Source organism: Pseudomonas sp. Marseille-Q7302, from assembly GCF_965111925.1.
Genome location: NZ_CBCOPK010000001.1, coordinates 3,560,901 through 3,573,717, shown reverse-complemented (window position 1 = coordinate 3,573,717; position 12,817 = coordinate 3,560,901). Strand labels below are relative to the sequence as shown.

Sequence of the window (12,817 nt, the reverse complement as noted above, 5' to 3'; positions counted from 1 at the left end):
GGCAGAGGAGGCACCCTGGGTAACGGGCTTGGCGCGGGCCGGCCGGGTCATGCCACCCCCAGGGCGGTAGCGACCGTCGTTACCACCTGGCGTGCGGCCAGGGGGCCGGCATTGAGGTAGAAGGCGTCGGTATCCACGCGAATGGCCCTGGCCTCGCGCACCGCTTCCAGCCGGGGCCACAGCGGCTGCCGCGCCAGGCTGGCCAGGGCGGTGCCCTGTTCGGCATAGAACAGCCAGTCGGCGTCGGCCAGATCCAGCAACTCGGCGCTGACATCCCGCGAGGTGCCCTTGAAGCGCTGGGCCGCCGGGCGCGTCACGCCCATGGCCTGCAGCAGCCCACCGGCGAAGGAGTCCGCCCCCATCAGGCGCAGCCGGGCGCCGCTGGAAAACAGCAGGGAGGCGGAGGGCGGCTGTGTACCCAGGCGCTGCGTCATGCCGGCGAGATCCCGGTCCAGGTCCGCCAACAGGCGCTCCGCTTGTTGCCGCCGCCCCAGGGCATCGGCCAGCAAGAGGAAGTCCGGCCGCCAGTTGCCACCGGTGCCGCGCGCCACCACCGTGGGGGCGATCCGCGAGAACAGCTCCAGGCCGCCGGCCTTGAGCACGGTGCGATTGAGCACGATCAGATCCGGCGCCAGTCGTGCCAGGGCCTCCAGGTCCGGCGCCTGGCGACTGCCCAGATCGACCATGGCCTCCAGCTCGTTGGCGCGGCTGGCAAAGGCGGTGCGCAGATAGCCCGGCGCCAGGTCGCGATTGTCCACCCGGGTGGTGCCGGCCGGGATCACGCCCAGGCTCAGGGCGGCGTCCAGCTGGCCGGTGGAAATCACCGCCACCCGCTGGGGGGCGCGGAGGAGGGTGGTGCTACCCACCACATGCTCTACCCGTCGTGGAAACTCGCCATCGGCGACCGCCGCACGCGCGAACACCCGACTGGGCAGGCCGGCAAGCAGGGCGGTACCGGTGGCAAGCTGGAGAAAGGCGCGACGATCGAGCATGACGGGGACTGGCTGAAGACCGAAAGAGGCCCGCCAGGCGGGCCAAGGCCCCGTGACGGGGCGGCTAGGATAGAGCATCACCTTGGGGCTGGCACTCGCTACGGAAGCCAGGCCGCTCCGACCGGCCACCCTCCGCCCCTCTCTACATGGAAGAGGGTTGGGGTGACGGTAGGCTTCTAGCGGATCGCGGCCATGGGCCGCTCCTACAGGCGATGCATCCCTGTTCGTAGCGTGGAAAACCGCGAAGCGTTTTCCACGGGATTGCACGTGGCGATCAGTGGCTGGGGCTGCGCCCTCAGCCACCCTAGGGGCAGTGCTCCTGCTTTACGCCTTGTCGCCCCCTCTCCCCCTGGGAGAGGGCTGGGGTGAGGGAACGGCCGATCAGAAACTCACCGTGGCACTTAACCGCGCTGTTCGCGGCTCACCCACCGCCACCTGCAGCGGGCTGTTGGCGCTCGACGGGTAGTACTCTTTGTCGAACAGGTTGTCGACGTTCAGCTGCAGCCGCGCCTGGTAGCCGGTCACCGGCAGGTCCCAGCGCAGGAAGGCGTCGGCCACGGTGTAGCTGCTCAGGTAGAAACTGTTGGCCGCATCGCCGGCCCGTTCGCCGACGTAGCGGGCACCGCCACCGAGGTGCCAGCCACCCAGGTTGGACGGCACCTGCAGGTGGTGGGTCAGGTAGAGGCTGCCGCTGTGCTTGGGCGCCTGGGGCAGGCGATTGCCCTCGTTGCTGGGATCGTCGAGCACCTCGGTGTGATCGTAGGCATAGGTGGCGATCATGTCCCAGCGCTCGGCCAGGCGACCGGTAAGATCCACTTCCACCCCGCGCGAACCCACTTTGCCGGCGGCCTCGCTGATACTCAGGCCTCCCACGGTGCGGGTGGTCACCACGTTCTTCTTCTCGATGTCGTAAAGCGCGACATTGAGGTTCAGGTCCGGCGTCAGGTCGTACTTGGCGCCCACCTCCACGCTGCGGCCCTCTTCGGGCTCGAAGGTGGTACCGCGGTCGTCCACCGTGGTGTTGGGGACGAAGGAACGGCTGTAGTTGCCATACAGCGACAGCTCATCGGTCGCCTTGAACACCAGGCCGGCCAGCGGCACGAGGGCATGATCGCGCTTGTCCAGGTTGACCACATGGGCGTTGCCCAGGCCCTGGGCGGCATACTGGTCGAATTGCTGATAGCGGCCGCCCAGCACCAGGATCCAGCGGTCGTTCAGGTGCCAGTTGTCCTTGAAGTACAGGGAAGTCGAGTCCAGATCGCTGTCCTGATCGCTTTGGGCGGCGCTGAGCTGGCTGGGCGCCGCCAGGTTGCCGTACACCGGCGCGAAGATATTGATGTTGCGCCGGGACGCCGTGTTGTTGCGATAGGTCTTGCCGCGGTACTGGCTACTTTCTTCGTGATCGATGCCGACGAGCAGCTCGTGGCGCTGGCCGAACACGTCCTGGCTGCCGATGAAGTCCCAACTGCTGTACTGGGTCTCGTAGTCGTAGTCGGCGCCGTTGCCGGCGCGCAGCAGGTTGCCATTGGCGGCCAGGGAGATGGGCTGGGCGAAGTTCAGGCTGTACCTGTCGTTGTTCCAGGCGTAGATCAGCCGGGTCTTCCAGTCGTCGCTGAGCTGGTACTCGAAGCGCGCACTGGCGGTCTCGGTGATGCCATCGCCCTTGGCCCATTTCTCGTCCAGCCGCTTGTTGTAGTCGACGTTGGCCGGATGCCCGTTGACGAATACCGTGCCGCGATCCACCGGGCCGGAGTAGTCATTGTAGGAATAGGCCAGGGTCAGGCTGGCGCGCTCGCCGGTCCAGGACAGCGACGGCGCCACCAGGCTATGCTGGCTGACACCATAGTTGCGCCAATAGTCCTCGCTCTGGCGTTCGGCGATCAGGCGATAGGCCAGGCCGGTGTCGCCAATCGGTCCGGTGGTATCCAGGCCCAGGTTGCCACCACCCTCGCTGTAGGCCGAACCACTGAGCCGGGTGCGCTGCTGGTATTGCGGCTGCTTGCTAACCACGTTGATCAGGCCACCGGGTTCGAGGGCGCCATAGAGAAGGGAGGCGGGGCCTTTCAGGACCTCCACGCGCTCGGCGGTGGTGTCGAAGTTGTGCGACAGATTCGAGCGCACCCCGTCGCGCAAGATGGAGCCATCGGCGTTGGTACCGAAGCCGCGCTTGACGAAGCTGTCCTTGGTGCCTGCCAGGGTATTGCTCTGGGTCACGCCGCTGACGAATTTGGAGGCATCGTCCAGGGTCCGCACCTCGTAGTCCTGGATCAGTTGCGGGGTCACGGTCTGCACCGACTGCGCCTCTTCCTTGATCGGCACGTCGCTCTTGCTCGCGGTCGAGGCGCGGGTCGCGCGATAGCCCTGGTCGGCCTCGCTGGCCGTGGCGGAGATGTCCATGGGGGCGAGGGCGGTGTCAGCCGCCGCCAGCAGATCCGAACTGGTCGCCAGGGCCAGGGTACTGAAAGCGAAGGGAGCGAAACGACGAAGGGCTCTGGGCGGCGTGTTCAAGGGCGTTCTCGGGAGGGGCGGGAAAAGTGGCGGCGATTTTAAAGTGATAGTCATTCTCAAGTAAATCGAATCCTCCGACCGTTGGTGTCAGGCGCGTTGCTGCCCATCCCCAAGCGCAGGTATAATGTCGCGCTCCTAAATTTTCCCGCCCGGGAGCGCCCGCCATGCTGCGCATCAGCCAAGAAGCCCTGACGTTCGACGATGTTCTCCTCATCCCCGGCTATTCGGATGTCCTGCCGAAAGACGTCAGTCTCAAGACCCGCCTGACCCGTGGCATCGAGCTGAACATTCCCCTGGTGTCCGCCGCCATGGACACCGTGACCGAGTCCCGCCTGGCCATCGCCATGGCCCAGGAAGGCGGCATCGGTATCATCCATAAGAACATGACCGTCGAGCAGCAGGCCGCGGAAGTCCGCAAGGTCAAGCGCTTCGAAGCCGGCGTGGTGAAGGACCCCATCACCATCGACGCCGATGCCAGCGTGCGCGATCTGTTCGACCTGACCCGCCTGCACAACATCTCCGGTGTCCCGGTGATCTCCGGCCGTGACCTGGTGGGTATCGTCACCTCCCGCGACGTGCGCTTCGAGACCCGTCTCGACGTACCGGTGCGCGAAGTCATGACCCCCAAGGATCGCCTGGTCACCGTGCGCGAAGGCGCCGACAAGCAGGAAGTGCGCGAGCTGCTGCACAAGCACCGCATCGAGAAGGTGCTGATCGTCGACGAAGCCTTCGCCCTCAAGGGCATGATGACCGTCAAGGACATCGAGAAGGCCAAGGCCTACCCCAACGCCAGCAAGGACGACGCCGGTAGCCTGCGCGTCGGTGCCGCCGTCGGTACCGGTTCCGAGACTCCCGAGCGCGTGGCCGCGCTGGTCGCCGCCGGCGTGGATGTCATCGTGGTCGACACCGCCCACGGTCACTCCAAGGGCGTGATCGAGCGCGTGCGCTGGGTCAAGGAAACCTACCCGCAGGTGCAGGTGATCGGCGGCAACATCGCTACCGCCGAAGCCGCCAAGGCCCTGGCCGATGCCGGCGCCGACGCGGTCAAGGTCGGCATCGGCCCGGGCTCCATCTGCACTACCCGCATCGTCGCCGGTGTCGGCGTGCCGCAGATCTCCGCCATCGCCAACGTCGCCGCCGCCCTCGAAGGCACTGGCGTGCCGCTGATCGCCGACGGTGGCATCCGCTTCTCCGGTGACCTGTCCAAGGCCATCGTCGCCGGTGGCTACTGCGTGATGATGGGCTCCATGTTCGCCGGTACCGAAGAGGCCCCGGGCGAGGTCGAGCTGTTCCAGGGTCGCTCCTACAAGTCCTACCGCGGCATGGGCTCCCTGGGCGCCATGTCCCAGACTCAGGGCTCCAGCGACCGCTACTTCCAGGACTCCGCCTCCGGCGCCGAGAAGCTGGTACCCGAGGGCATCGAAGGCCGCGTCCCCTACAAGGGCCCGCTGGCGGCGATCATCCACCAGCTGATGGGCGGCCTGCGTGCGTCCATGGGTTACACCGGTTGCGCCACCGTCGAGCAGATGCGTACCAAGCCGCAGTTCGTGCGCATCACCGGCGCCGGCATGGCCGAATCCCACGTCCACGACGTGCAGATCACCAAGGAAGCGCCTAACTACCGCGTTAGCTGATTCCTAATCTGTTGTTCTTATCGTTGCGATTCGGGGCTGTCTAGACAGCCCCGAATCGTCTGAACCTAGTGCTATCGAGACCTGGCCATGTCCCAAGACATCCACGCCCACCGCATCCTCATCCTCGACTTCGGCTCCCAGTACACCCAGCTCATCGCCCGCCGCGTGCGCGAACTGGGCGTCTATTGCGAGCTGCACCCCTTCGACATGGACGACGCCGACATCCGTGCCTTCGCTCCGCGCGGCATCATCCTGGCCGGTGGTCCCGAGTCGGTCCATGAGGCCGGCAGCCCGCGCGCGCCCAAGGCGGTGTTCGACCTGGGCGTACCCCTGTTCGGCATCTGCTACGGCATGCAGACCATGGCCGAGCAGCTCGGCGGCAAGGTCGAAGGCTCCAACATCCGTGAATTCGGCTATGCCAAGGTCGACGTGGTCGGCAAGAGCCGCCTGCTCGAAGGCATCCAGGATCACCTCGACGACGACGGCGTGCTCGGCCTGGACGTCTGGATGAGCCATGGCGACAAGGTCGGCAAGCTGCCGGACGGCTTCCACGTCGTCGCCAGCACCCCCAGCTGCGCCATCGCCGCCATGGGTGACGACGAGCGCGGCTGGTACGGCGTGCAGTTCCACCCCGAAGTGACCCACACCAAGCAGGGCGGGCGCATCCTCTCGCGCTTCCTGAAGGACATCTGCGGCTGCGAAGCCCTCTGGACCCCGGCCAACATCGTCGAGGACGCCATCGCCCAGGTGCGCGCCCAGGTCGGCAGCGCCAACGTGCTGCTGGGCCTCTCCGGCGGCGTCGACTCCTCCGTGGTCGCGGCCCTGCTGCACAAGGCCATCGGCGACCAGCTGACCTGCGTCTTCGTCGACAACGGCCTCTTGCGCCTGCACGAGGGTGACCAGGTAATGGCCATGTTCGCCGAGAACATGGGCGTCAAGGTGATCCGCTCCAACTCCGAGCAGCGCTTCCTGACCAACCTGGAAGGCGAAGCCGACCCGGAGAAGAAGCGCAAGATCATCGGCCGCACCTTCATCGACGTCTTCGACGCCGAAGCCAGCAAGCTCGACAACATCAAGTTCCTGGCCCAGGGCACCATCTATCCTGACGTCATCGAGTCGGCCGGCGCCAAGACCGGCAAGGCCCACGTCATCAAGTCCCACCACAACGTCGGCGGCCTGCCCGAGGAGATGAACCTCAAGCTGGTCGAGCCGCTGCGCGAACTGTTCAAGGACGAGGTACGCAAGATCGGCCTGGAGCTGGGCCTGCCCTACGACATGGTTTACCGCCACCCCTTCCCGGGCCCGGGTCTGGGCGTGCGCATCCTTGGCGAAGTGAAGAAGGAATACGCCGACCTGCTGCGTCGCGCCGACGACATCTTCATCGCCGAGCTGCGCAAGGCCGACTGGTACCACAAGGTCAGCCAGGCCTTCGTCGTCTTCCAGCCGGTGAAATCCGTCGGTGTGGTCGGCGACGGCCGCCGCTACGCCTGGGTCGTCGCTCTGCGCGCGGTGGAAACCATCGACTTCATGACCGCCCGCTGGGCCCATCTGCCCTACGAGCTGCTGGAAAAGGTCTCCAACCGCATCATCAACGAAATCGACGGCATCTCCCGCGTCACCTACGACGTCTCGAGCAAGCCGCCGGCGACGATCGAGTGGGAGTGATCCCGCGGTCGGCATAGATCGGTACGTCTCGCAGAAAAAGCCAAAAGCCCGCGTAATTGCGGGCTTTTGGTTTTTTGATGAGGGCGAATCCTGGCCGTCATTCATGACCGATCGCTAGCGGCCGGCCAGCGCCAAAAGGAAAGGGCGATTATCCGTCGAACGCGCCACAGAAGCGCCTAGACGCTTACGTGGAAAGTTGCATCTGACTTGACCAGCCATTTGCCTCGGATGTGACCAGCGCACGTGTAGGTCTTGACCGGCAGGAATCGACCCAGAGCTGCCGTTGCCGTAGGGCAGCTAGCGGCCAAAAGCAGCCGCTCGTACAGACATTTTATCCTTTCGTGGTTGCATAAACTCACCCTGATCGGTGCATAACCATCGACGGTAACGCCCAGAATAGAGCCCTTTTTATCCAAATTTAGTTTCGCGGGAGATTCACCATTTAGTCTCGCTCAGCTCTGCCCGATATTGACATCGTCCGATCCCCGGACATGGTTCAGATCGAAGTACTCGCATCTGACAACTCACTAACCCGAGTGGAGCAAAATATGCGAAAAGAAGAAATTGGGTACTTGGCCGAGTCCAAGCTCATCGTTCGGCAAGGACAGCAGCTATGGCACCTTCACCAGGCGCTCAAAAAGAAACCCGAGCAGGACGTCCTGCTTGAAATGGCCTTTGGCTACATGGAGGCTGGCAGAGCCTCAACCATCTCGGAGGCCATGGTCGTTGCAGGGGCGGTCATCACTGCCTACCGAAGCACTGAGGCCGGGGAACGGGTGCCTCAGGAAGCTCACAAGCGGCTGAAAGGCCAGACCAGCACCGCTCCCGTTCTAACATAACGCAAGGAGTAGGAAATGAAGCGCACATTCAGAAGTATCGAGTGTGCGCTCGACGAGGAGCTCATCCGCGTTGAGCGCAACAAGCCAAAGCCGGAAACTCTGCAAGCAGTTGAGCCGTCTGCGGTCAAACAAGCGATTCGCGACATCCTATCTTTGGAGCCTGACAAACCGGTGCCGGCAACGGAAAACGAGCTTGTGCTGTTCAATAAACTCTACTGCTTGATGAGCAGCCACAATCGCAAATGGCTGAGTGAAACCCAGATCGCTTTGCCTTACGCCGATTTGATCGCGCCCAAAGGACCGAGAGAGGCGGAACTAAAATCTCGGTTGAATGAAAACTACGGCGAAGACGAATCCGCCCCCCCGAGGAGAGGAATAGCGTTACGCAACTACTTCCTGGATTTGCTGAGCATGTGCCTAGCGCAGGAGGATTTCGACAAGTACCCACATCTGCTCACTCTATTCGAGGACGGTCAACCAGAAAGCGGTCTGACGCCCGTCAAGGAGTCAGGAGGGTGGTATGTGCTGACCCACTTCCAGCAGAAATTTTTTCTGGCAGAACAATCTGTCAGACCAGTACCTCCGTACGGTGCAACGCTCGCCGATCTATCCAAGCCGGATTACATAAATCATGTTCACGAGAAGATCTTCGCAAGACTTCCGGATAAAGTAGCATCCAGCCCTTGGCGAGCCGCTGTTGCAGCGAGTGAAATGACCTCGGACAGCTTATTTTCTCGGCTCCTGCTTAACGTGGCGCTCAACCGCTTCATCCTTGAGCAGTGGGCCTATGTTCGCAGAGTGCAGGCCGCGGCTCCAATACAGGAGGGTTTGGTAGCTGAATTGGAAAAGGTAGCGCCAAATGGGATCGTTTCGCTCCTCCAGGATTTCGAGACAGAAGATGGGCTTGACTACGCAGCGCTTACCAAATCGCTGCTCACAGAGCACCTCAACGGTAGGAACAACCTCCTCACTCCAAACATGCTTAGCCGGATTGATCAGCAAGCAAATGCGATCACCGAGAGCGCTTTGCTTAAGGAGTTCTCCGGCGATGTTGAAATCAACAGATCATTCCTGAGATTCCCGGTGATCACCACAGCGATGGCGTGGCTCGCGTTGACTTATAGCTATCTACACAGTGGCTTATACCCAGATGATGATCCTAACGTTCGCTCCCCAGTTTCCAAGCTGATATCCCGACGGTCAACCATCATCGTTAATGGCCAGCACATGGTGAGTCTACGCCGCCTTGTGTCGTCGCTCGTGAGCACTCAGATGTGGGCTTATCCCTCTACGGACAGGCTACGTCTTCATTTCCGTCAGGTTGGGGACGTGAGAGCTTTCTTTGTCTCTCAATTAACGGGTGCTTTTAAGCAGACGTCATTGGCTCAGTGGGACAGCGTAATGACGTCTGAGTACTCTCCCGAGCAGGTTGCCCACGCATTCAAGGTGGTGGGTCTTCCAGCACGTCCGCTGGTATAGGGGTAGCGCATTATGGTCTACCAGTGCCCGCTTCTGGCCGTTTCCGCCTCTGCGGCCGGCTGAGGGGTCGGATAGCTCCGTCCCATGGTCAGGCCCATGCTTGTACTCCCTCACTGAGGAGTAAAAGCCATGAAAGCGATAGCAGTCGTTAGCCACGAGCCTTGGAACAAGGGAAAGCTTGTTGGTCAGAAAGCCCCGCTTCGGATTAGGGGTATCTGGGCTATCCGCGTCAGACTCCAGCTTGCGGAAAAACCCAGGGACTTGGCGCTTTTTGACCTGGCAATTGATAGCAAGCTGCGCGCCTGTGACCTCACCAGGCTGCGCGAGCGGGACATAGCCCACGGGGAGCACGTCTCACCGAGAGCTATCGTGATGCAGCTAAAAACTCATCGTCCGGTGCAGTTTGAGATCACAGAGCAGACACGCTCAGCAGTGGAGGCTTGGATACGCCATGCCAAGCTTCGAAGCGAAAACTTCCTGTTCCCAAGTAGGCTTACCTACTCTGATTATACTTCCACCCGACAGTACGCGCGGATCGTCAAAGCCTGGGTGACAACGATTGGTTTGGATTCGGCTTTGTACGGAACCCATATCCTGCGGCGAACCAAGGCGTCGCTGATCTACCGCAGGACAAAGAACCTCAGGGCCGTACAGCTCTTACTGGGCCATACGAAGCTGGAAAGCACTGTCAGGTACCTTGGCATCGAGGTAGACGATGCTCTGGAGATGGCCGGGCAGACAGAGGTTTAGCCGCATGACTTGGCGACGGCTGCGGGGCCGTCGCTATCCGACCTGTAGCTACCCTTTGGCAAGGGCAGCAAACGGCCAGAAGCGGACACTGACTTTGAGGGGTTTACCCACATGACACGGGTGGAGGCTCATCTCATTGGTTTAGCAGGAGCATCTGTGCCCGTGCGTGCGCATTGGAAACCAAATCGGACGTTTCGAAAAATGGATCTCAGCCGCCTGTCGCGGTTTTTTAGTACGAGGACAGTTAGTACATATCCGCAGTGAAGGATCAATGCGACGGTAAGTAGGTCCTGGATGATTAGCATTCCCGCCAGAGCGCACCCAGCAAATTACTTTCACTTCATCGCTAAGATGATTATATGCCGCCAGATTGCTCTCGGAGCCATGGTGAGGTGCAGTGGCAACCACGTAACGTGATGCTTCAGTAGGCCATCGTAACCAGCTCGCAGAATAATTCTTTCCCTTCCCCAAGGGCGAATCGCCCGTAAACAAGATACTAGGTTCTAGCCAGTAGTCTTTGGAAGCCGGCGATAGAAATACTAAGCATTCTTCATTAACCGGGGTGAGGCGTACCAGAAATGATAACCCAACAGGCGGGGGCGGCGGGGTAGCAAGCTCAACCGCATTGAGAGGTATGAGAAAACCTCTATCCCCCCCACCAGAACGATCCGTTCTCGCAAACTCCCCAAAATCGAACCAGCGTACTTTGACGCCGTGCCGCATGGCCTGCACAGCTATCGCGTGAATTCGCTCAGCGGTGTCGATCAAACCTAACCAGAAGGAAGCGACCGTTTTGTTAACCTTCTTTTTGGCCACCCGATACCTGATCCGGCCGCGACCATTTCGAAACGCTCTGGCCGCGCGCTCCTCAGCAGGTCTGTCCTCTGGCAGTTCAGCATCCAACGGGCCAACGCTCCTTTGTTCATCTATTGGTATGAAGGGCTTTTCATAGTCATCTCCATCGGCCAACCTCTCAGCATTTTTGTAGTTATCTCTGTCAGCCAACCGCTCAGAATCTCTGTATGCATCTCTCTGACCACTGATGTAAGAGTGCATCCGCTCCTCGAACTTTTCAGGGTCTGCATCGAAAGGGGCAACGTGGATTTCCTGATCCAAGGTTTGGATGAGGTCATCCACTACAACAGCCGGGTTATTTAATAGCACAGGTAGAGACTCTGCCCATGCTCCCGGCAACCAAAATTCCCGGACTTTTATCTTCGACCTGTCCAGCAGATCGACCAGTCCACCAGCGTGGTCATGGTCAGCATGGGTGCAGATAACAACATCTAGGCGATCCACACCGTATTTGGTCAGCTCTCCTGAGAGAAGTACGCTGCTCCTTCCACCGTCGACCAGAATCGCGCGGCCTGAGCGGCGTAGTAAAAATGCGTCACCCGAAACCGGCAGCGCTACGAGTTGATCCATCAATTCCCCCAAGTCTTCCACTCAACTAAAAATCCACACAGCAAATCGCCCCTACTCATCCACGTAGTATAATATACCTATACCACGTACTCCACTTAATCGCAGCGAGACGCTTCATGTCACAAAATAACGAGCACGATGAGCTTGATTTTGAAGACGGCCTGGATCTAATAGTACCCGGCGCAAGGCAAAGGGCTGAAATTCTGTTCAGGATCCGGGCCGAACTAAATAAAGAATCAGACCGTGGATGTGCTCTAGTTGCAGCCGCATATCTTGAGAATGAAATTAATGAGCTGCTCAGTAGTTTTTTTGTTAAGCAGGGCGCGAGAGCGAGGGCAGCGTTATTTGATTTCAATGGTCCGGTAGGGACATTTTCATCGAAAATCAAAATGTCGACTGCATTGGGGTTGATGCCGGAAGAAATCCATAATTCTCTTGATCTTATTCGAAAAATTAGAAACGAATTCGCTCATCTCCATGAGCCACTTGACTTCGATTCGCCAAAAATCAGACAGCAAGCAATGAGTCTTCTACCGAATTTGAATGTAGCGCAAGAATCCATCCGCGAAAATTTTATATGTAAAATCCAGAGCATTGCAGCCACTATCCACCTATGTATTGCTCACACTTTCCCACGACAGGCTCCGGAATATGAGCAAGTACCAATACGCACAGATGCCAGCGAGCAGCAAATTGAGTTAGCCGCACGTCGATTGATGAAAACCACGGCACCAGACATCACATATGAACAAGCAGTAGAGATGGCGCGACTTGTCAAAGAAATTAAATAACCATGGTTCACCCCTGCTTCTAAGCGGCCTATCAACTAAGTATAATTAGGACTGGCCACAACCAGTTCTTCCACCAAGATCACATGCGGATCAAATCAATATGGCTGAACAGCTATCGAGCAAAGCCGTGATGCTATTGGCGCCACGTAGTACTCGCAGGTCGCTACGTGGGACGCTTCCGTAGGATGCGAATGCAGCCCCGTGACCTTTGCGGCACTGGCTGCAATGGCAGTGAGTAACTGCCTTTGGCGCAGTGACTAGTTCGAAACTTGCTTCTGAGCACAAGCAGCTACCTAGGTAAGTCTTTGTCATTGACGCTTCCGTGCAAATGACTCCAGCGTAACTGTCTTGGCTGAATTGGTCGACAGGTTGTAATTCGCTCTCGGTAAATGGCTGCTATGGGTCGGTAGCGGTCGCTTGTCGGCGTCCGCTTCTGACCGCCAGCAGCCACGGATTGATCACATCACGGTATTTATTTTCCAAGCTCGGCGGGCGAAGCGTGTCGCGTAAGCAAGTACGCCTCTATCAGCTTTAATCGGGCTTCAGGACTGCAGGGTTAAGTCCATATTCATCGGTCTAACCTAAACTTCTTGAAAATTCTGAATGAAGTGGCAGGAGGGACTGCATGAACCCAAGCGGGGCAAAGTATTGCGAGGTTACAGTTGCGAGCTGACGTGGCTGAACCAGAGGTCGCTGCCTGGACAAGAGCTCGCGTCGCACCTGATACCCCTGCG

Annotated in this window: 10 protein-coding genes; 6 read left to right on the top strand and 4 right to left on the bottom strand. The window is 59.8% G+C overall.

The window, feature by feature from the left end:
• Nucleotides 1-47: 47 nt before the first annotated feature.
• Complete coding sequence (locus tag ACWPW1_RS16670) at nt 48-992, bottom strand: ABC transporter substrate-binding protein (protein ID WP_454253464.1); 945 nt, start codon at nt 990-992, stop codon at nt 48-50.
• Nucleotides 993-1,373: 381 nt separating this feature from the next.
• A complete protein-coding gene (locus ACWPW1_RS16665) occupies nt 1,374-3,500 on the bottom strand; it encodes a TonB-dependent siderophore receptor (protein WP_454253463.1) in 2,127 nt (708 codons plus the stop codon).
• 164 nt (nt 3,501-3,664) lie between these two features.
• On the opposite strand from ACWPW1_RS16665, the gene guaB reads away from it, so the two are divergent.
• The 5 genes from guaB (at nt 3,665) to ACWPW1_RS16640 (ending at nt 9,867) form a co-directional block, all read left to right on the top strand.
• Nucleotides 3,665-5,134 (top strand): IMP dehydrogenase, encoded by a 1,470-nt coding sequence (gene guaB / locus ACWPW1_RS16660; protein ID WP_059315777.1) that lies wholly within the window; start codon nt 3,665-3,667, stop codon nt 5,132-5,134.
• A gap of 87 nt (nt 5,135-5,221) precedes the next feature.
• The gene (gene guaA / locus ACWPW1_RS16655; protein WP_454253462.1) at nt 5,222-6,799 is read left to right on the top strand and encodes a glutamine-hydrolyzing GMP synthase; all 1,578 of its coding nucleotides are present in this window, start codon (nt 5,222-5,224) and stop codon (nt 6,797-6,799) included.
• Between the two features lie 491 nt (nt 6,800-7,290).
• Nucleotides 7,291-7,638 (top strand): hypothetical protein, encoded by a 348-nt coding sequence (locus tag ACWPW1_RS16650; protein WP_454253461.1) that lies wholly within the window; start codon nt 7,291-7,293, stop codon nt 7,636-7,638.
• A gap of 15 nt (nt 7,639-7,653) precedes the next feature.
• On the top strand, nt 7,654-9,117 hold the full coding sequence (locus ACWPW1_RS16645) for a hypothetical protein (RefSeq protein WP_454253460.1): 1,464 nt from the start codon (nt 7,654-7,656) through the stop codon (nt 9,115-9,117).
• Nucleotides 9,118-9,246: 129 nt separating this feature from the next.
• Nucleotides 9,247-9,867: a tyrosine-type recombinase/integrase gene (locus ACWPW1_RS16640; RefSeq protein WP_454253459.1), complete on the top strand. Its 621-nt coding sequence runs from the start codon at nt 9,247-9,249 to the stop codon at nt 9,865-9,867.
• A gap of 141 nt (nt 9,868-10,008) precedes the next feature.
• Here ACWPW1_RS16640 and ACWPW1_RS16635 read toward each other — a convergent pair whose 3' ends face one another.
• On the bottom strand, nt 10,009-11,292 hold the full coding sequence (locus ACWPW1_RS16635; protein WP_454253458.1) for an MBL fold metallo-hydrolase: 1,284 nt from the start codon (nt 11,290-11,292) through the stop codon (nt 10,009-10,011).
• A 116-nt stretch (nt 11,293-11,408) separates the two neighbouring features.
• Between ACWPW1_RS16635 and ACWPW1_RS16630 the strand changes: the two genes are divergently transcribed.
• The gene (locus ACWPW1_RS16630) at nt 11,409-12,083 is read left to right on the top strand and encodes an MltR family transcriptional regulator (RefSeq protein WP_454253457.1); all 675 of its coding nucleotides are present in this window, start codon (nt 11,409-11,411) and stop codon (nt 12,081-12,083) included.
• Between the two features lie 90 nt (nt 12,084-12,173).
• Here ACWPW1_RS16630 and ACWPW1_RS16625 read toward each other — a convergent pair whose 3' ends face one another.
• Nucleotides 12,174-12,395, bottom strand: a complete 222-nt coding sequence (locus tag ACWPW1_RS16625) for a GFA family protein (protein ID WP_454253456.1) — start codon at nt 12,393-12,395, stop codon at nt 12,174-12,176.
• Nucleotides 12,396-12,817: the final 422 nt, after the last annotated feature.